Origin of the sequence: Rahnella ecdela, from assembly GCF_019049625.1 — a bacterium.
Classification (GTDB): domain Bacteria; phylum Pseudomonadota; class Gammaproteobacteria; order Enterobacterales; family Enterobacteriaceae; genus Rahnella; species Rahnella ecdela.
The window spans coordinates 64,020-83,512 of record NZ_JAFMOY010000124.1; the positions used below are offsets into that span (position 1 = coordinate 64,020).

Annotated in this window: 14 protein-coding genes; 6 read left to right on the forward strand and 8 right to left on the reverse strand. The window is 54.3% G+C overall.

Annotation, left to right across the window (positions count from 1 at the left end; genetic code table 11):
* Nucleotides 1-67: 67 nt before the first annotated feature.
* Nucleotides 68-1,252 carry a mannonate dehydratase gene (gene uxuA / locus J1784_RS11160; protein WP_217149265.1) on the forward strand — a complete coding sequence of 395 codons (1,185 nt, stop codon included), beginning with the start codon at nt 68-70 and terminating at the stop codon, nt 1,250-1,252.
* Between the two features lie 440 nt (nt 1,253-1,692).
* On the opposite strand, the gene araC is transcribed toward uxuA, so the two are convergent.
* From araC to J1784_RS11180, 4 genes are all read right to left on the reverse strand, one after another.
* On the reverse strand, nt 1,693-2,628 hold the full coding sequence (araC, locus tag J1784_RS11165; protein WP_217149266.1) for an arabinose operon transcriptional regulator AraC: 936 nt from the start codon (nt 2,626-2,628) through the stop codon (nt 1,693-1,695).
* Between the two features lie 177 nt (nt 2,629-2,805).
* Nucleotides 2,806-3,810, reverse strand: coding sequence for an L-arabinose ABC transporter permease AraH (araH, locus tag J1784_RS11170; protein WP_217149267.1), 1,005 nt, complete (start codon nt 3,808-3,810; stop codon nt 2,806-2,808).
* An 18-nt stretch (nt 3,811-3,828) separates the two neighbouring features.
* A complete protein-coding gene (gene araG / locus J1784_RS11175; RefSeq protein ID WP_238485493.1) occupies nt 3,829-5,412 on the reverse strand; it encodes an L-arabinose ABC transporter ATP-binding protein AraG in 1,584 nt (527 codons plus the stop codon).
* A gap of 247 nt (nt 5,413-5,659) precedes the next feature.
* Nucleotides 5,660-6,646: an arabinose ABC transporter substrate-binding protein gene (locus tag J1784_RS11180; protein ID WP_152326162.1), complete on the reverse strand. Its 987-nt coding sequence runs from the start codon at nt 6,644-6,646 to the stop codon at nt 5,660-5,662.
* A gap of 416 nt (nt 6,647-7,062) precedes the next feature.
* On the opposite strand from J1784_RS11180, the gene J1784_RS11185 reads away from it, so the two are divergent.
* The 5 genes from J1784_RS11185 (at nt 7,063) to J1784_RS11205 (ending at nt 14,590) form a co-directional block, all read left to right on the forward strand.
* Complete coding sequence (locus tag J1784_RS11185; RefSeq protein ID WP_217149268.1) at nt 7,063-8,742, forward strand: ribulokinase; 1,680 nt, start codon at nt 7,063-7,065, stop codon at nt 8,740-8,742.
* Between the two features lie 51 nt (nt 8,743-8,793).
* Entirely contained in the window at nt 8,794-10,299 is a 1,506-nt protein-coding gene (araA, locus tag J1784_RS11190) for an L-arabinose isomerase (RefSeq protein ID WP_217149269.1), read from the forward strand.
* An 815-nt stretch (nt 10,300-11,114) separates the two neighbouring features.
* Nucleotides 11,115-11,864, forward strand: a complete 750-nt coding sequence (locus J1784_RS11195) for an ABC transporter ATP-binding protein (RefSeq protein ID WP_217149270.1) — start codon at nt 11,115-11,117, stop codon at nt 11,862-11,864.
* 77 nt (nt 11,865-11,941) lie between these two features.
* Entirely contained in the window at nt 11,942-12,883 is a 942-nt protein-coding gene (locus J1784_RS11200) for an ABC transporter substrate-binding protein (RefSeq protein ID WP_217149271.1), read from the forward strand.
* Nucleotides 12,884-12,931: 48 nt separating this feature from the next.
* Entirely contained in the window at nt 12,932-14,590 is a 1,659-nt protein-coding gene (locus tag J1784_RS11205; protein ID WP_217149272.1) for an ABC transporter permease, read from the forward strand.
* Here the strand turns inward: J1784_RS11205 and J1784_RS11210 are convergent.
* From J1784_RS11210 to J1784_RS11225, 4 genes are all read right to left on the reverse strand, one after another.
* A complete protein-coding gene (locus tag J1784_RS11210; RefSeq protein ID WP_217149273.1) occupies nt 14,587-16,083 on the reverse strand; it encodes an MDR family MFS transporter in 1,497 nt (498 codons plus the stop codon). The two genes, J1784_RS11205 and J1784_RS11210, sit on opposite strands and share 4 nt — an antisense overlap.
* A gap of 149 nt (nt 16,084-16,232) precedes the next feature.
* Nucleotides 16,233-16,919, reverse strand: a complete 687-nt coding sequence (gene bioD / locus J1784_RS11215) for a dethiobiotin synthase (RefSeq protein WP_217149274.1) — start codon at nt 16,917-16,919, stop codon at nt 16,233-16,235.
* A 209-nt stretch (nt 16,920-17,128) separates the two neighbouring features.
* A complete protein-coding gene (mlc, locus tag J1784_RS11220) occupies nt 17,129-18,352 on the reverse strand; it encodes a sugar metabolism global transcriptional regulator Mlc (protein ID WP_217149275.1) in 1,224 nt (407 codons plus the stop codon).
* A gap of 169 nt (nt 18,353-18,521) precedes the next feature.
* Entirely contained in the window at nt 18,522-19,421 is a 900-nt protein-coding gene (locus J1784_RS11225; RefSeq protein ID WP_217149276.1) for a LysR family transcriptional regulator, read from the reverse strand.
* Nucleotides 19,422-19,493 lie beyond the last annotated feature (72 nt).

Sequence of the window (19,493 nt, forward strand, 5' to 3'; positions counted from 1 at the left end):
TTGAACTTATCACCGGCCATGCGTCAACTACATTCAGAGAGTCAGTTAACAATTTTAAGGAAAACACATGGAACAGACATGGCGTTGGTACGGCCCGAACGATCCGGTTTCGCTTGATGATGTGCGTCAGGCGGGCGCAACTGGCGTGGTCACCGCCCTGCACCATATTCCTAACGGTGAAGTCTGGCCGGTTGAAGAAATCAAAAAACGTAAGGCAATCATCGAAGCCAAAGGTCTGGTGTGGTCTGTGGTGGAAAGCATTCCGGTGCATGAGGAAATCAAAACCCGCAGCGGAGATGTTGAGAAGCACATTGCGAATTATCAGCAATCTATCCGCAATCTGGCGGAATGCGGCATCGATACGGTTTGCTATAACTTCATGCCGGTTCTCGACTGGACGCGTACCGATCTGGGTTATCTGCTGCCGGACGGTTCCCGCGCCCTGCGCTTCGACCATATCGCTTTTGCGGCCTTTGAACTGCATTTGCTAAAACGCGAAGGCGCGACGTCCTATTACAGCGCTGAAGAACAGAAACAGGCAGCAGAATACTTTGCCGCGATGACGCAGGCAGACAAAGACCAGCTGGTTTCAAACATCATCGCCGGTCTGCCGGGTGCCGAAGAAGGCTACACGCTGGATCAGTTCCGCGCGCGTCTGGCAACTTACGACGGCATCGATAAAGCGAAACTGCGCGAAAACATGGCGCACTTCCTGCGCAGCATTGTGCCGGTTGCCGAGCAATGCGGTTTAAGTCTGGCAGTTCACCCGGACGATCCTCCGCGCCCTATCCTCGGTCTGCCGCGCATAATCTCCACTATTGAAGATATGCAGTGGCTGAAAGAAACGGTCGACAGCATTCACAACGGTTTTTGCTTCTGCACCGGTTCTTACGGCGTGCGTGAAGATAATGACCTGGTGAAAATGATGACCGATTACGCCGACCGCGTGCACTTCATTCACCTGCGTGCCACGCAGCGCGAAGAAATTCCGGGCAGCTTCCATGAAGCCGACCATCTGGACGGTGATGTGGATATGGTTGCGGTAATTAAAGCGATTCTGACCGAAGAGCAAACCCGCCGCCGCGCGGGTAATCTGCGCGCCATCCCGATGCGACCGGATCACGGCCATCAGATGCTGGACGATTTGCATAAGAAAACCAATCCGGGGTATTCGGCGATTGGGCGCTTACGCGGATTAGCGGAACTGCGGGGTGTGGAGCGGGCGTTGAAACAGAGTTTCTTCGCCGGATAAACTCGCGGGATAAATTAACTTCCGACTGAGATAATTTCGGTTTCTTAATAACGGTTATTACTCGCCTTTCGCGCCGAAACCGACCAAAGAGGGCTATGACGGGCCCTCTTTGGAATCTCCACGTCCTGAACTGCACGCTTCGCTCGCTGGCTGGCTATGTTTCGGGTACAGCAGCGACAGGCTGAAATCTTGCCGCTACGCGGTGCCTTCATTTCGGGATTGCAGCCTAAGGTCTGCAATCTCTCATTCAGCAAGCTTTCTGAATCGCCCCCACGACCTTAAAATTAACGGTAGATTGTCTTTTATCTTTTAAAAAATTTGATTGGCGTGCTCAAAAATGGCACCGAATGAACGGTTCGGGTTCAGAGGCCCGCGTGTTACCGGGTCTCTGGTCGGTGTGGGCCGACGCCCACGGTGTTAATCTTAACCCCTCTGTAAACTCAAAAATGATATGCCACCGTATTTTCCTGCTCCGGCCACGGATGTGATTTGTAGGGTTTGGCAGGATAGTTAATCTCCACGCTGCGACGACGGAAATCACTCGGGCTCACCCCTACCCGTTTGCGGAAGACGCGTGAGAAATACAACTGATCGTCGTATCCCACCACACGGCCAATCGTCGCAATGGATTCCTGCGTGGTCTGCAACAGAAGTTTAGCGCGGATCACCCGCTGATCTTCGCGCCAGCGCAGAATGTTAATCCCCACCTGTTCGCGGAATAAATGTGCCAGCCGTGATGGCGACAGACAAACGTGACGCGCCACTTCGTCGATACGCAATTCTCCGGCCAGATTACCGGTAATAAACTGACAAGCTTCGATAACGCGCGGATCCATAATTTTTTGCGGACTCTGAGGATCTTCCTCCATTGCGCGCAGCAACAGACGCTCCAGCAGGTTCATCCCTAATTCTTCGCAGAAACGACGGCCCGATTTTTGGGTTTGCTCAATATTGGCAAACAGGCGGTCGAACTCCAGTAATAAGGTGTTATTCGGTAAAGAAAGACGCCCGACGTCGCGGGTTTTGGTGTGCCATTCCAGCCAGTCAGCCCAGTAAGCACGCGGGCGGAAATACACCCAGCGGTGATACCAGGAATCGGCGTTGGCAGAACGGCTGTAAAGATGGCGGGCTTTCGGCGGGAACAACAGCAAATCGCCGGGATTGCAGTAAAACGTATCTTCGCCATCAAAGACTTTGCCCTGCCCCTTAACCGTCAGGTTGAGAATATATCCTTTCATGCCGCCAGGACGGTCGATGGCGAAATCCAGTGGCCCGTCAGCAAGGATCGGTGTCATACCGGCGACCAGATAGGCGTTGAAACTGTAACCCGGTAACAGCGGATTTTGCTGCTGATCCTGAATCATACGGTGATACATCGAACCTCCTGAAACTTCACGTGGCTATGGACTTTTCATCTATTCTAATCGGCGATGAAAACGCTGCCAGTAAAGGTTACTAAATTGTGAACAAACACGCGTTTTTGCGGCATTTAACCGGTGGAAGCGTTAAATGCCGCAGGTAACACGCTGTGAAAGCGTTATCACAAAACCCCTTTAAACGGTCTTTTTCGCTTTCTGTTTGTAACGGTCGAAGATAACCGCCGCCAGCAGGATCAGACCACGTACCACATACTGCGAGAACGGGGAAATGTTCAGCAGGTTCATGGCATTTTCTACCGTACCGAGGATCAGGATCCCCGACACCACGTAGGAAATCTTACCAATGCCGCCTTTCAGCGAAACGCCACCCAGTACGCAGGCGGAAATGACGATAAGCTCGAAGCCCAGCGACGTCATTGGCTGGCCGCTTGTCATACGCGAAGCCAGAATGATCCCCGCCGCCGCTGATACCAGACCGGACAAAACGAAGATGATGATTTTGGTCCGCACCACCGGCACACCGGCCAGACGCGCCGCATCTTCATTACCGCCAATCGCCAGCGTGTTACGGCCAAACGTGGTTTTGTTCAGCAGCAGACCAAAGATAATCAGGCAGCCGACCGTCAGCCAGATTGGCGCGGGCAGTCCCAGCCAGTTGGCATAACCGAGCGCGAAGAAGCGTTCGTCCTCAATGCCCACCGCTTTACCGTCCGAAATAATGTACGCCAGACCGCGCACAATTTGCATGGTGGCCAGTGTGGTGATCAGCGCATTGATTTTCAGACGTGCGATAACAAAACCGTTGAGCAAACCGGTCAGCATCCCGAGCAGTAAACCAGCCCCGACGCCAATCCACAGGCTTTCGGTCATGTTGATGACCACCGCCGTGGTAACCCCCGCACAGGCAATGACCGAGGCGACGGAAAGGTCGAAATCACCGGAAGCCAGACAGAACAACATCCCGCACGCCACCATGCCGGACATTGAAATGGCCAGTCCCAGCCCTTTCATGTTGATGAAGGAACTGAAGTTCGGTACGAAAATGCTACAGGCGAGGAACAGCACGGCGAACACCACTAACATGCCGTAGCTGTCCCAGATACGCATCAGACTTTGTCCGCTGCGCGATGCCGCTGAAGGTTGATCCGGTTTGGCTGAATTGGTTGTCATACTCGACATAATATTTTTGCTCCTCAGTCAGGCAGCGTCAGGGGCAGAATCAAGGTCTGGCGTCCGCAACATAGCGAGCCCCAGCGCTTTTTCTTCGGTGGCTTCGTCATGGGACAGTTCACCGGAGACCGCGCCTTCGCGCATCACCACAATTCTGTCCGCCAGACCCAGCACTTCCGGTAAATCACTGGATGCAAACAGCACTGCAATGCCTTGTTTTGCCAGTGAATAAATTACGTTGTAGATTTCATGTTTGGCACCCACGTCAATCCCGCGCGTCGGTTCATCGAGCAAAATGACTTTCATCTCTTCCGACAACCAGCGACCCAAAATGGCCTTTTGCTGATTACCGCCGGAAAGGTTCATGATCAGCTGCTGATCGCTCGGCGTTTTGATATTCAGCGCCTCGATATGCTTGCGGGCATTTTTCGCTTCCCAGGCGTTGTTGATCAGACACCCCGCTTTCACCGTTTTGCGGCGGGCGCTGATGTTGATGTTGTCACGCACCGAGTGAACCGGAATGATGCCGTCGGCTTTGCGGTCTTCCGGACAAAGCATAATGCCCTGGCGGATCGCGTCTGCCGGTTTGCGGATGTTCATGACTTTGCCGTCGAGGCGCAGCGTGCCGCCGGTAATTCGCGTGCCGCCGAACAATCCTTTCATCAGCTCACTGCGCCCGGCACCGACCAGCCCGAACAGACCGACAATTTCACCCTGACGCACGCTCAGGCTGATCGGCGTTTTCACGCCCGGCGCTTTGACCTGATCCAGCTGCAAACGCACTTCGCCATGCGGACGTGGCGCGTAGCCGTAAATATCGTCCAGATTACGGCCGACCATTGCCTGCACCAGCTTGCTGTTATCCACCTGCGTCATGTCGTCAAAGGTGCGCACATAGCGGCCATCTTTGAAAACAGTGACAGCGTCACTTAATGCAAAAATCTCTTCCATACGGTGTGACACATACAAAATCACACGTCCTTCTGCGCGCAACTCGCGGATAACACGGAACAATTGTTCAATTTCGCGGGCGGACAGTGAACTGGTCGGCTCATCGAAAGCAATGATTTTGGCGTTACGCGCAAGCGCTTTGGCGATTTCCACCATTTGCCACTGACCGATAGAGAGATATTTCAGCGGAGTATCGGGGTCGATATCCAGCCCGAGATGCTCCAGCTGAATTTTGGTTTCATAGCGCAGCAATTTGCGGTTCACAAAACCGTGTTTGCTCGGCAACTGCCCGAGATAGATGTTTTCTGCCACCGTCATTTCCGGCACCAGATGTAATTCCTGATAGATGATCGCCACACCGGCGTCGAGCGCATCGGTGGTTTTATTGAAAGCGACCTGCTGCCCCCGGATATGAATATTGCCCTGCGAAGGCTGATAGTTTCCGCTGAGAATTTTCAGCAGCGTGGATTTCCCCGCGCCGTTTTCGCCCATCAGCGCATGGATCTGCCCGGCATAACAATTGAAAGAAATTCCGTCCAGCGCTTTCACGCCCGGAAAAGTTTTGCCAATGTCATGGAATTCCAGATACGGCGTGGCCGCATCAAACTCCGTCAGTGACGGTGTCAGCAAAGGCGTCTTGTTTGAAGATTGCTGAGTCATAGTGGCTACCTGGAAATTAAGGAAAGTTGAATGCACGCCACTGCACAGCAGAAAACAGTTCAACGTCTCCCTGTCGTCCGTCATGCAGCAGCGTCTCTCCCCTTCATACTTCAAGTCGCAGATGCGTTGGCTACGCTTACTCACCCGAATCACTTACTTATGTAAGCTCATCGGGACTCGCTCACTTGCCGCCTTCCTGCAACTCGAATTATTTAGGGGTATTGCTTGTTTCAACCACATCTGAAGATCACATAAGACCTTTCTTTTTCAACTCTTCTTTGAAGTTGTCGCGGGTGATCAGGACAACATCTGTTACTTCGGTAAATTTCGGTGGTTCAACGCCTTTGGTGACCCATTCGTTCAGCATCTGGATACTTTTATAACCGTGAATATCCGGGCTCGGTAACAGGGAACCGTAGAACCCGGTTTGCGCGCTTTTTGACAGCTCATTCACCGCATCCACGCCGTTGATACCGATACCGATTACGTTTGCGGCTTTAAAGCCCTGACCTTCTGTTGCACGCACGCCACCAAGAACGGTGTTGTCGTTCATGCCGATGATCAGCCAGTTTTTTACTTCAGGATGCTGCACCAGCAGGGAGTTACCCGCGTCCAGTGCGCCCGGGATGTCGTTAGATTTAGTCGGTACTTTGTAGATTTGTTTTTCCGGGAAACCGGCTGCTTTCAGCGCGTCCATTGAACCGCTGGTACGACGGCGTGCGGTATCCAGCTCATCAGCGGTAATCGCCATCACGCCGGTATCAGCCACTTTCCAGCCGCGTTTTTGCATTTCCTTATACAGTTCCTGTCCCTGACGCTCGCCGATTTTGGTCGCTGCCATCATCACTAATGGCACTTCTTCCATTGGCTTGCCTTTAGCATTCACAAACTGGTCATCCACCTGGATAACTTTCATGTCATAGCTGCGTGCTTTTGCCATGATGGCAGGCCCCAGACGGGGATCCGGCGTACAGATAACAAAACCTTTCGCACCATTCGCCGCCAGGCTGTCGATGGCATTCAGCGTTTTTTCACCGTCCGGCACAGCAATTTTGATGACCTCGAAGTTCAGATCCTTACCGGCTTTATCTGCAAAGCGCCATTCTGTCTGGAACCACGGTTCTTCCGGCTGTTTAACCAGAAAACCCAGCTTCGGATTATCGGCTGCCATAGCTGAATGTGACATAACAGCCGCTAACCCAACTGCTGCCAGCGCCTTAGTGAATTTATGCATGATGTTCTCCGACTTTTATTGTTGTTTCTCGCGATCCCGGCCCGGAACCTGTTGGCTGGCCGCCATCGTGAAAACGTTATCAGTAGTGTAAAGAAACAAAGTGAAAGCGCGGCGAAGTCCGGTATATAGCGGATTTACGTCACACTCTCTTGTAAGACGGGTTAAGTTTTAGCGGTAATTTTGCAGCGGAATGTAGAGCGCTATCACACGGCGGGAAAACAGCAGGTTTGTACATAGATATAGCGATTTTAGCCAAACGCTAACATTTGACCAACCTCACAGAAACATCATTGGGAGCAGATTTGTGCATACTTCCAGCTAACGCCTCCTCACTCACTTTTTTGCATCCTCCTACTGTTAGAGCAATTCGATTCGCCGCCGTAATGACTACGGCAAACCTGAAGGAGTGAGAAAGAATGACGCAAGGTGCGATTGCTCTTGGTCTTGATTTTGGCAGCGATTCTGTCCGGGCACTGGCTGTGGATTGTCAGACCGGGGCGGAGATGGAAACGGACGTGGTTTATTACCCGCGCTGGAATGAAGGCCGTTACTGTGACGCGGCAATAAACCAGTTCCGCCACCATCCGCTCGACTATATAGAAGCGATGGAGCAGGCAATTAAAAATGTCGTGCAACGTCTGGGCACTGAACGGGCGGCGCGCGTGGTGGGTATCGGTGTCGATTCCACCGGTTCTACGCCAGCCCCGGTAGATAAAGAAGGCAATATTCTGGCACTGAATCCGGAGTTTGCCGAAAACCCGAACGCCATGTTCGTGTTATGGAAAGATCACACGGCGATTGAAGAAGCCGAAGAAATTAATCGCCTGTGCCGCAGCGGTGATTTCCCCGACTATTCCCGCTATATCGGCGGTGTTTATTCCTCAGAATGGTTCTGGGCAAAAATCCTGCATGTTTCCCGTGCCGATGAATTCGTGAAAAAAGCCGCTGCTTCCTGGGTCGAACTGTGCGACTGGGTGCCCGCCCTGCTTTCCGGCACCACGGCACCAGACAAAGTCATGCGCGGACGTTGCAGCGCCGGACACAAAATGCTCTGGCACCCTTCGTGGGGCGGTCTGCCTCCTGAAGATTTCTTTGCCGCACTCGATCCGCTGCTGGTCGAACACCTCCCGTATCCGCTGTTCACCGATACTGTAACCGCTGAACAGCCTGTCGGCACGCTGACGCAGGAATGGGCACAACGCCTCGGCCTGCCTGCTTCCGTCGTGCTTTCCGGCGGCGCATTCGACTGCCATATGGGCGCGGTCGGCGCAGGCGCACAGCCTTATACGCTGGTGAAAGTCATCGGCACGTCGACCTGCGACATTCTGATTGCCGACAAAGAACGCGTGAACGACCGCGCCATTGCCGGGATCTGCGGTCAGGTCGAAGGCAGCGTGGTGCCGGACATGATCGGGATGGAAGCCGGACAATCCGCTTTCGGCGATATGTACGCCTGGTTCAGCCGCCTGCTGAGCTGGCCGCTGATTCAGGCCGCCAAAGCGCATCCTGAGATGAAAACCCAGCTCGACAGTCTGCAAAAGAATCTGCTGAGTGATCTTACTGCAGCGTGGGCAGCTAACCCGAAACTTGATCACCTGCCGCTGGTGCTCGACTGGTTTAACGGCCGCCGTACGCCATTTGCCAATCAGCGTCTGAAAGGCGTCATCACCGATATCAATCTGGGTACGCAGGCACCGGAATTGTTCGGTGGCTTTATCGCCGCCACCGCCTTTGGCGCACGCGCCATTATGGAATGTTTCGAACAGCAGGATATTCCGGTGGAAAACGTCCTCACGCTCGGCGGTATCGCCCGTAAATCACCGGTCATCATGCAGGTTTGCGCCGACGCCATGAACCGTCCGTTGCAAATCGTCGCCTCCGATCAGTGCTGCGCGCTGGGTGCCGCGATTTTTGCCGCCGTCGCCGCCGGAGAATTCAGCGACGTGCCTGCCGCACAGGAAAAAATGGCCTGTAGCATCGAACGCACCCTGCTGCCGGATCCGCAGCGCGTCGAGCTGTATCAGCGCCTGTACGAACGTTATCAGCAATGGTGTGCCACCACTGAACCGCTGTTTGCAGCGAAACCGGCGCATTAGTTCCTCTTTCATAAATTGCTATTTTACCTATCCGATATTCAGGAGTTACAAATGGACGCGTTTAAACATCTCGAAGTGTGGTTCGCCATTGGCAGTCAGCATCTGTACGGACCGGAAGCGTTACGTCAGGTCAAAGAGAACGCCGAAAAGGTAGTCAACAGCCTGAACAGCGAAGCCGGCTTGCCGGTCAAACTGGTGCTTAAACCGCTGGTAACGACACCGGATGAAATCACGGCGCTGTGCCGCGACGCCAACTATGACAACGCCTGCGTGGGCATCATCACCTGGCTGCATACCTTCTCTCCGGCCAAAATGTGGATCGCAGGTTTGAGCATTCTGCATAAACCGCTGTTGCAGTTCCATACGCAGTTCAACGCTGAAATCCCGTGGGATACCATGGACATGGACTTCATGAACCTGAACCAGACCGCACACGGTGGCCGCGAGTTCGGTTTCATTGGTGCCCGTATGCGCCAGCAACACACCGTGGTCGCTGGTCACTGGCAGGACGGCGAATCACACCGCCGCATCGCCCAGTGGATGCGTGTGGCTGCCGCGAAAAACGAAAGCCAGCACCTCAAGGTGGCGCGTTTTGGCGACAACATGCGTGAAGTGGCAGTCACCGAAGGCGATAAAGTGGCGGCACAAATTCAGTTCGGCTACAGCATCAGCGCCTACGGCATCGGTGATTTAGTCAGCGTGATCAACGAAGTCAGCAAGGGCGATATCGACACGCTGGTAGAAGAATACGAAGCCACTTACCGCCTGACCGATGCGGTAAAACTCAACGGCGAACGTCGTGAAAACCTGCTGGATGCCGCCAAAATTGAACTGGGTATGACCCGTTTCCTTGAGCAGGGTAAATTCGGCGCGTTCACCACTAACTTTGAAGATTTGCACGGCATGAAACAGCTGCCGGGGCTGGCAGTACAGCGTCTGATGCAAAAAGGCTACGGCTTTGGCGGCGAAGGCGACTGGAAAACCGCGGCCCTGCTGCGCATCATGAAAGTGATGGCCAGCGGACTGAAAGGCGGCACGTCGTTCATGGAAGATTACACTTACCACTTCAAGCCGGGTAACGATCTGGTGGTCGGTTCACACATGCTGGAAGTGTGCCCGTCGATTGCTAAAGAAGATAAACCGCTGCTGGATGCGCAATACCTGGGCATAGGTGGCAAAGCGGATCCGGCGCGCCTGATTTTCTCCACTCCGGCAGGCCCGGCGGTTAACGCCAGCGTTATCGACATGGGTGACCGGTTCCGTTTGCTGGTCAATCTGGTGGATACCGTCGAGCAGCCGCATCCGCTGCCAAAACTGCCGGTCGCCCGCGCTATCTGGAAAGCCCAGCCGTCACTGGCAACAGCGGCAGAAGCCTGGATCCTCGGCGGCGGCGCGCACCACACCGTGTTCTCACAGGCACTGGATGTTGACGCGTTGCGGTTGTATGCAGAGTTTTCCGGCATTGAACTACTGGTGATCGATAACGATACGACGCTGCCGGACTTTAAGAATCAGATCCGGTGGAATGAGGTGTATTACAAACTTTGTAGTCGCTGATTAGTTTGCAGGAGGCCGCTGCAAATGGCGGCTTACAATGCTAAAGCAGATTGAAATCATTTCGGTTTCTTGCGTGCGGTGGTCACTTAACGCACTGCGTAGAAACCGCCCAAAAGGGGAAAGTGCTTTTCCCCTTTTGGATTTCCCCACGCTTTTTCAACACGCGCTCCGCTCGCTGGCTACGTTTCAGAAACAACAGCGACAGGCTGGAAATCTTGCCGCTGCGCGGTACCTTCATGTCGGGATTGCAGCCTCAGGTCTGCAACCTCTCATTCAGCAAGCTTTCTGAACCGCCCGCACCCTCTTAAATTCAAAGGCAAAATGTCTTTTATCTTTTAGAAAAGTTGATTGGCGTGCTCAAAAATGGCACCGAATGAAGGGTTCGAGACCAAAGGCTCGACACCTGAAATTCGGAAATCGCGAAGCGATGACATTTTGCGCCACTCACTATTGCACAGGAACATGTCCGTCATACCCGCGACAGCGCGCAGTGAAAAAAGCGCGGAGTCCAGAGGCCCGCGCGTTACCGGGTCTCTGGTCGGTGTGGGCCGATGCCCACGACCTTGACCTTGAGGCCAGTTTGGGTGGCAACCCAAGGTCTTATCGGTGTGGGCCGATGCCCACGACCTTGACCTCAAGGCCAGTTTGGGTGGCAACCCAAGGTCTTATCGGTGTGGGCCGACGCCCACGACCTTGACCTTGACCTTGACCTTGAGGCCAGTTTGGGTGGCAACCCAAGGTTTTGTCATTCATCCGTCACATTCCCCCTTTACGCTCACCAGCACAATTAAATCCCAAAGAGGATAGTACCAACCATGATCATTCCAGCTCATCACGGCGGGAATGCGCCTGCGCGCATGTCTTCTCTTCCCGCCATCGCCATTCATCAGGTGTCCCATTTTTTTGGGAGCAACCCGGTACTCAATCACGTCAATTTATCCGTGCCGGAAGGCACTATCCTCGCCCTGCTTGGCCCTTCGGGCTGCGGGAAAAGTACGCTGCTGAAAATGCTGGCGGGTTTACTGCATCCCGCATCGGGGCAGATCAGTTTCGACGGCGAAATTGTTGCCAGCGGAAAACACAGCGTGCCGCCGGAAAAACGCAACCTCGGCATGGCGTTTCAGGATTACGCGCTGTGGCCGCACATGTCTGTACGCCAGAATGTCGCGTTTCCGTTACAGATGCGCGGAATTCGTGGCGCGGCGCAACAGGAAAAAGTGATGGCCGCGCTGGAACGCGTCGGGCTGGCGGATTTTGTCTCACGCCGCCCTTCTGAGCTTTCCGGCGGTCAGCAACAGCGTGTGGCACTGGCCCGCGCCATTGTGGCTGAGCCACGCATTTTGCTGTTCGATGAACCGCTGTCGAATCTTGATCGCGACCTGCGTGAAAGTCTGTGCGAAGAAATGGCCACACTGTTGCGCCAGCTCGGCACGACGGCGGTGTACGTCACCCACGATCAGCATGAAGCCCGCGCCCTCGCTCACCGCATCGCGCGCATGGACAAAGGTGCGATCGCCAGCATTGACCCGATTGACCCTTCCGTTGTTTCACCTTTTGTTGCTTAACCTTTGATGGAATGAAAATGATGAACCGCACACACAACACAAAGACAAATACGTTTTCCCGTACCAAAACAGGCGTAATGACAGCAATGACTCTTTCTCTCGCAATGGCAGCGGGCAGCGCACAGGCGCTGACGCTGTACACCGCCGGGCCGGGCTCACTGGCAAAAAAACTGGCTGCAGGCTATGAAAAACAAACCGGCGTAAAAGTCGATGTGTTCCAGGCCACCACCGGCAAAGTGATGGCGCGCCTGGAAGCCGAACAGGCCAATCCGCGTGCCGACGTTTTAATCTCCGCATCCTGGGATACTGCCACCGATCTCGAGCAACGCGGCTGGTTGCTGGAATACCAGAGCCCGAATGCTGAGCAGGTACCGGCACAATTCAAAACCCCGTATTACGTCGCACAGGGTATTTCTGCGCTGGGAATCGTGTGGAACACCAAAAGCGGCACCACCGAACCGAAAGACTGGGGCGATTTAGCCAAACCGGAATTCAAAGACAAAGTCACCACGCCGGATCCTTCACTTTCCGGTGCTTCGTTAGATTTGCTGATCGGATTACAAAATGCCCATGCACAGCAGGCCTGGAAGCTGTTTGAGGATCTGAAAGCCAACGGCATGATTATCGCTGGCCCTAACGCTCAGGCGCTGACGCCGGTATTGCAGGGCGCGAAAGCCGCCGTATTCGGTGCGGTGGACTACGTTTCTTATGGCAGTGTGCAGGACGGTGAATCGGTTAAAGTGATTTTCCCGAGCAGCGGTACGGTGATTGCGCCGCGCCCGATGATGATCCTCAAATCCAGCCAGCAGCAGAAAGAAGCCAAAGCGTTTATTGATTATGCGCTGTCACCCGAGGGTCAGAAACTGGTCGCCGATGCGTGGCTGATGCCAGCCCGTGCGGATATCGACGCCAGACGTCCGCTGTTCAAATCTCTGAAATTACTGCCGGAAGCGTCACAGGCTTCAGCATCGCGCAAAGACGTCCTCGACCGCTTTGCGAAGCTGTTCGGCCAGCAATAATCCCTTCACGGGCTGTTGATAAAACAGCCCGCTTCTGAGATGTGAACAATGAATAGAAACGCTTTTTTACCGGGCGTGACGGGCATTGCGCTGCTGTTACTGGTCGCAGTGCCGGTGGCGTTTGTCGCTTTGCAGGCGGTTTTTCCGCATCTGGATACCGGCAGCTATTCGGCTCCGTTCAGCGCATTTACCCGCGTGTTTGCCGAACCCTCACTGCGGGAACTGTTTGCCACTACGCTGAAGGTCGGACTGGGCGTGGCATTATGCAGCGCCCTGATCGGTGTGCCGCTGGGCGCTTTACGCGGATTATTCGCCCTGCCCGGCGCGGCCTTGTGGGACGTGGTATTCCTGATCCCCTTTTTATTGCCGCCTTATATCGCCGCGCTGGCGTGGATGCTCGCATTACAAACTAACGGTTACATTCAGCAGTTGCTGCCATGGTTGCATCTGAATGATTTTCTGTTTTCACTGCCGGGAATGGTGGTGGTGATGACGCTCAACGTTTTTCCGGTAGTTTATTTCGCCGTCTCGCGCAGCATGGCCGCCAGCGGCAGCCGTCTGGCAGATGTGGCGCGTATTCATGGCGCGGGTCCGTGGCGGGCGTTTATCCGCATCACGTTGCCAATGGCGTTACCGGCCATTGCCTCCAGCCTGCTGCTGGCGTTTACTCTGTCGATTGAAGAGTACGGCGTGCCCGGCGCGTTAGGGTCGCGCAGCGGTATTCTGATGGTGACCACGGGTATAGAGCAACGTCTGGCCGACTGGCCGATTGATATGCCGGGTGCCGCTGTGCTTTCCCTGCTGCTGGTGGCTATCGCATTGTGCGCCTACAGCCTGCAGCGTGCGGTGCTGGCCGGAAAAAACGTCGAAAGCATGACCGGTAAACCAGCGGATGTGACACAAAAATCACTGGCGGGCTGGACGTTGCCGGTGCTGGCGCTGTTTACCTTCGTGGCGCTGATTGCCGTCGCGCTGCCGGTTGTCTCAACGCTTGCGACGGCATTTTCCGGCACGCTATCCGGCGGGCTGTCACTTTCCAATCTGACATTCCGCCATTTCGGTAATCTGTTTGCCGCGCACGGCGACGCGCTCAGTGCGCTGTCGACCAGTCTCAGTCTGGCGCTGGGGACGGCGCTGATCGCCGGTGCGACGGGCTTTCTGGCCTCATGGCTGGTGGTGGCGCGCAAAATTCGCGGTGCGGCGATCATCGACGGACTTTCGCTGTTTCCGGCGGCGCTGCCTGGCATTGTGGTGGGCGTCGGGCTGATCCTGGCCTGGAACCGCAGTTTCTGGCCGGTCACGCCATATAACACCTGGGGGATCCTGCTGCTGTCGTACTGCTGTTTACTGCTGCCGTATCCGGTGCGTTATGTCAGCGCGGCGTTAAAGCAGATTGGCGGAAATCTCGATGCAGCGGCACGGGTGCACGGTGCGACCGCCTCGCAGACGCTGCGGTTGATCCTGCTGCCGCTGGTGTTGCCGAGTTTGCTGGCGTCAATGATGATGGTATTCGCGGTCGCGTCGCGTGAGCTGGTGACGTCGTTATTGTTGTCACCGGCAGGCGTGCAGACCGTTTCCGTTTATGTCTGGCGGCAGTTTGAACAAGGTTCGGTGGGGGACGGAATGGCAATGGCGTCCATTGCGGTGCTGCTGAGCCTGACGCTGATGTTATTCGCATTCAGGCTACAGCAGCGCCAGACCGCTTAGCTTTCACGCTGCGCTTCGCGGTGCGGGCGGTCGCCGGACGGGATAAGTAAACCGGCAGCGACCGCCAGAACTGAAATCACAGCAGACACCACAAACACCCAATGCAGCGAGGCGGCAACGCTTTCGGTCAGCAGATTCAGCTGACCGCTGTCCATCGCGCTGCGGGTGGCTTTTTCCATTAACTGCTGGACAGGATCGTTGACCTGGGGCAACCGGTATTCCAGATTAAGATTCAGCGTCGCGCCCAGTACTGCCGTACCAATGGCCGAACCGAGCATGCGCGTGAACAACGTCGAAGCAGTGGCAATTCCGCGGATCGCCGGTTCAGCACTGTTTTGCACGGAGACGATAAACGTGGTGTTAGAAAGCCCCATTCCTGCCCCGACCGAAAACGCTGCAATGCGTGCCATCCATAATCCCGAAGACGGCGAAAGCAGTAACAGCGCCAGACTTCCGCCCACCAATAGTAAACCGCCCGTCACCGCCGTGGCGCGATAAGACGTTGCCTGCATCATGCGGCTGCTGAACATGCTCGCCAGCGGCCAGCCAATGGACATCAGCGCCAGCGTGGTGCCCGCTTCCAGCGGCGTTCCGCCCAGAACGCCCTGCACGTAGGTCGGCAGAAACGCGCTGATCCCCATCATGGTCGCGCCGATAATCAGCCCGCCGACACTACCTGCAATAATCACTTTGCTGTCCCACAGCGCCAGCGGGAATAAAGGTTCAGGCGTTTTACGCTCCTGACGTACCAGCAACCCGCCGCAAAGAACCGCGAACGCCAGCAACGCCAGCGCCCAGTACCCCAGCGCTTCGGCCTGTAACAACGCCAGTAATAACGCAGCGACTGACAGCGTGAGATACGCGGTTCCGGCCAGATCCAGCTGATGCTGTTTACGCTGACCGTCCGGCGGCAGGTATTTGATAAGGATCGCCATCGCCACCAGACCGATTGGCACATTCACCCAGAACACCACCGCCCACGGAAAATGCGAAACAATAAACGCCCCCATCAGCGGCCCGACAATGGCCGAAACACCCCACACGCTGGACAAATAGCCCTGCGCTTTCGCCCTTTCCTGCGGCCCGTAAACATTAGCAATCAGCGTGGTAGCAATCGGCGTGATGGCGCCCGCACCCAGCCCCTGTAATGCACGAAAACCAATCATCCAGCCGAGGGATGGCGCAAAACCGCACAGGACAGAACCTATCAGAAACAGCGTGGTGCCGATGAAAAACATTTTCCGGCAACCGTATAAATCTGCCAGCCGCCCGTAAATCGGTACGGTGATGGCCTGCGTTAACAGATAGACGGCGAATACCCAGCCGAGCAGCGAGAAACCGCCGAGATCGCCAATGATGGTCGGCATCGCGGTCGCAACAATCGTCACTTCCACGGCAGCCATAAACATCGACAACATGCAGGCAGTCAGGATCAGCGGACGATGAGAGGGTTTTACAGCAGATGTGTTTACAGCAGAATGTTTGACGGTCATGTTCCCTGTTTTCTTTATAATTGATTTTTAAGTACGAGAAATGTTTTGATGCGCCAGCTCAGGCAGATGGCTAATTATAGGCATAAAAAAGGCTCTGAGTTTTTGCACTCAGAGCCTCAACATGAAGAAATAAGGTGACAACGTCACCGTCAGGCTTTAGTCGGCGCCTTAAGATTGAAGCTGGAAAGGTCGATAAACTTTGCCATATCGCGGCTTTCTGCACGCGGCAGATAAGGAATTTCGCCAAGCATTGGCGCCGAAATATTGGCACTGATCGCTTCGATAGTTTCCTGATAATGAGCAAGGCACGGATTAATGCGATTCGCCACCCAACCCAGCAACGGCAAACCATCTGCAATAATCGCCTGCGCCGTTAATAACGCATGGCTGACACAACCTTCCTGAATACCGACCACTAATACCACCGGCATATTTTGCTGGCGTACCCATTCAGAATAATAAAGATGGGGAGTAATCAAAGTTCTCCAGCCATCACAACCTTCAACAACCACTGAATCAGCCTCTTCACGCATGAAATTAAGGCCGTTAGTCATTATTTCAAAAACATTTTCGGGTATCTGGCTGGCATAAATATCTTCATCCGCCAACGCCAGAGGGGTTATTTTATTAAAAGGATAAGAAATAGAAGATGACTGCTGGAGAGTTACCGCATCTTTATTTCGAACCCCGTCGGCCAACTCCTGGCTGCCTGTTGCAATAGGTTTATAGCCTAAAACGCAGCGATCCTGCGCAGCTAAAGCCTGAAGCAAGGCACGTGTGACAATGGTTTTACCTACACGGGCATCCGTACCCGTGACGAAAAAATGCGTTAACATGGAATTCAGGCTCCGGGATCTCTCCGTCTTATTGAAAGATAGTCTCCGGTATGAAACCACCGCCGGAGACAAAGTATCGACAGAAAGTCTAGGCGATGCGGGATGAGAGGGGTTTGCGTTAGCGCAATGTTTTGTCGACTCTCTGAGCGAAAATGCCCCAGGGCTTATAGCTATTTCTTTAAAGGAAACAGCCTAACGTTATATAAAACTTAACCTTGCAGTAATTTTATTATCAGGGAGCCGCTATATAACGCGTCCTTCACTAATGCCGCGCCGGGCATCGTTCCCTGATTATAAAATTGCGTGGATTCGAGTTTGATATTCTCGCTATATGCAGGTAGTGACTGTTGCTGAATACAGGACATTATCGCGGGATGGAGAATATCCTGAGATAAATTAAGCGGTGACCCGATCAGCACTTTTTCCGGATTAAACAAATTCACCATGATCGCGAGAATTCGCCCCACGCTCTGCCCGACGCTGATAATCACATCACGCGCCAGCTGGTCACCACGATTGGCGGCGTCACAGACGGCTTCAATGGTCAGCGAAACCCCATGCAGTAAGCTGGCTGGAACCGGTACCGTCAGACGCTGACGCACCAGTTCGAGAATACTGTCAGTGCTGGCCACCGTTTCCAGACACCCGTGATTACCGCAATAACACCGTTTGCCGTAAGGATCGACCTGCGTATGGCCGATTTCCGCCACACTGCTGCTGCCCGCGTGCAGAACGCGCCCGCTGGTGATAACGCCCACGCCGACGTTGTGGTCGATCACTACCTGAACCACGTTTTTACAGCCACGGGACGCGCCATACAGCGATTCCGCCAGCGTCCACGCGCCGATATCGTGCTGAACATACACCGGTAAACCTGTGTGTGCGCAAAGTGTATCGCCCAGCGGCATATCAAACACGTCATGATAAAACGGCATGCGGTGAACAATGCCCCGGCGTGCATCAATCATCCCCGGCAGGGTAATGGCGATAGCGGTAAGGCGTTCAAGTTTGCGCTGATGGCGGATAAAGAACTGATCGATTTCAGAGATGATACGTTTGAGCAGCGGCTGCGGAGCCTGTTCCGGCAATGGCAGCACTTCTTCCACCACCAGTTTACTGCTCAGATCCCGCAAACCTAAAGTGATTGAGCCGGGACTGATACGGGCAGATAAATAGTGCCAGGCCTGCGTATCCAGCGCTAACCCAATCGCCGGACGCCCGCGACTGCCGGGATCCTGAAACTCCGTTTCCAGCACCAGATGAGCCTGTAATAACTCGCGGACAATCTTGGTGATACTGGCGGGAGCCAGCTGTGCTTTTTTCGAAAGCTCGATACGCGAAATGGGACCAAACTGATCTATCAGGCGGTACACAGCACCGACATTGGTTTGTTTAATCTGGTCGATATGTCCTGGTTGCCCGTCGGGGATCACTCAAGGAGCTCCTGTTATTTTCGCGCTTCAAAATAAAGATTAGGGCTATGTTGGAGTTTTTGTCATATGTCGTCAACTATTTGATTCGTTATGTGATTTGGTGCACAAATTGCGTGAAAACACGCTCAGAATTGACTGGAAATACAGCATGTTCTGCATCAGAAGTCCGTCAGTCATCGTGGAGCAGTAACGCCATAAACGCGCGGGTCGCCGCCGTCAGAGGCCGCGTTGCGTGATTCACCAGCCATAACTGCGTGGTGCCATGCAGATTGCCAAAGCGCAGATAGCGGACACCTTCCACCTGAATACGCAGGTACGACGCGGGTAAAATCGATACGCCCAGCCCTGCCGCCACCAGCCCGATAATAGTCAGCGGCTCCCCGACTTCCTGCGTGATAAACGGCGAAATCCCCTGCGCTTTCAGCTGTCCGAGAATATCGTCGTACAGCGATGTTCCGACATCCTTGGAGAAAAAAACAAACGGCTGATCGGCCAGATGTTCAAACGTGAGTTCACCGTCAGCCAGTGCGTTCAGCGGATGATCTTTATGCACCACCGCAATCAGGGGTTCAGTCAGCACCAGATGATGTTCAAGCTCCGCCGGCAGCTCGCCGTTACGCATAATCCCCAGATCGAGTTTGCCTTCCAGCAAAGGGTCAATTTGCTGTTTGCTGTTGAGCTGTTCGATGCGGATATTCACATCAGGATACGTCAGGCGAAACCGATGCAACGTGCTTGAAACCCTGCGTAAAAACGGCGCAGAGGAGGTCAACCCGAGCGTCAGATTACCGGACTCGCCGCGGTGAATACGCGCCGCCTGCGCCGAGGCCACATCTACACGCTGTAAAATCTGCCGGGCTTCAGCCAGAAACACCTGACCGGCCTGCGTCAGGCGTACGCTGCGGTTACTGCGGTAGAACAGTGCCGCTCCGACATGTGCCTCAAGCGCCTGTATTTGCTGACTTAGCGGCGGCTGGGAGATATGCAAACGCTCCGCCGCCCGGCCAAAATGCAGCTCATCCGCAACCGCGATGAAATAACGTAAATGACGCAGCTCAATGTGGCTCATGGCGGTGCTCGTTTCCTGCTGATTGATACTTTAAACATATCGTTTTCGATTGATTAATATATTAGACAATAT

Excerpts from the sequence above, each read along its gene's own strand:
- uxuA (WP_217149265.1), top strand. The coding sequence starts at position 68 with ATGGAACAGACATGGCGTTGGTACGGCCCGAACGATCCGGTTTCGCTT.
- araA (WP_217149269.1), top strand. The coding sequence starts at position 8,794 with ATGGACGCGTTTAAACATCTCGAAGTGTGGTTCGCCATTGGCAGTCAG.
- araG (WP_238485493.1), bottom strand. The coding sequence starts at position 5,412 with ATGACTCAGCAATCTTCAAACAAGACGCCTTTGCTGACACCGTCACTG.
- J1784_RS11180 (WP_152326162.1), bottom strand. The coding sequence starts at position 6,646 with ATGCATAAATTCACTAAGGCGCTGGCAGCAGTTGGGTTAGCGGCTGTT.
- J1784_RS11185 (WP_217149268.1), top strand. The coding sequence starts at position 7,063 with ATGACGCAAGGTGCGATTGCTCTTGGTCTTGATTTTGGCAGCGATTCT.
- araC (WP_217149266.1), bottom strand. The coding sequence starts at position 2,628 with ATGTATCACCGTATGATTCAGGATCAGCAGCAAAATCCGCTGTTACCG.
- J1784_RS11200 (WP_217149271.1), top strand. The coding sequence starts at position 11,942 with ATGACAGCAATGACTCTTTCTCTCGCAATGGCAGCGGGCAGCGCACAG.
- J1784_RS11195 (WP_217149270.1), top strand. The coding sequence starts at position 11,115 with ATGATCATTCCAGCTCATCACGGCGGGAATGCGCCTGCGCGCATGTCT.
- J1784_RS11210 (WP_217149273.1), bottom strand. The coding sequence starts at position 16,083 with ATGACCGTCAAACATTCTGCTGTAAACACATCTGCTGTAAAACCCTCT.
- J1784_RS11205 (WP_217149272.1), top strand. The coding sequence starts at position 12,932 with ATGAATAGAAACGCTTTTTTACCGGGCGTGACGGGCATTGCGCTGCTG.
- bioD (WP_217149274.1), bottom strand. The coding sequence starts at position 16,919 with ATGTTAACGCATTTTTTCGTCACGGGTACGGATGCCCGTGTAGGTAAA.
- J1784_RS11225 (WP_217149276.1), bottom strand. The coding sequence starts at position 19,421 with ATGAGCCACATTGAGCTGCGTCATTTACGTTATTTCATCGCGGTTGCG.
- araH (WP_217149267.1), bottom strand. The coding sequence starts at position 3,810 with ATGTCGAGTATGACAACCAATTCAGCCAAACCGGATCAACCTTCAGCG.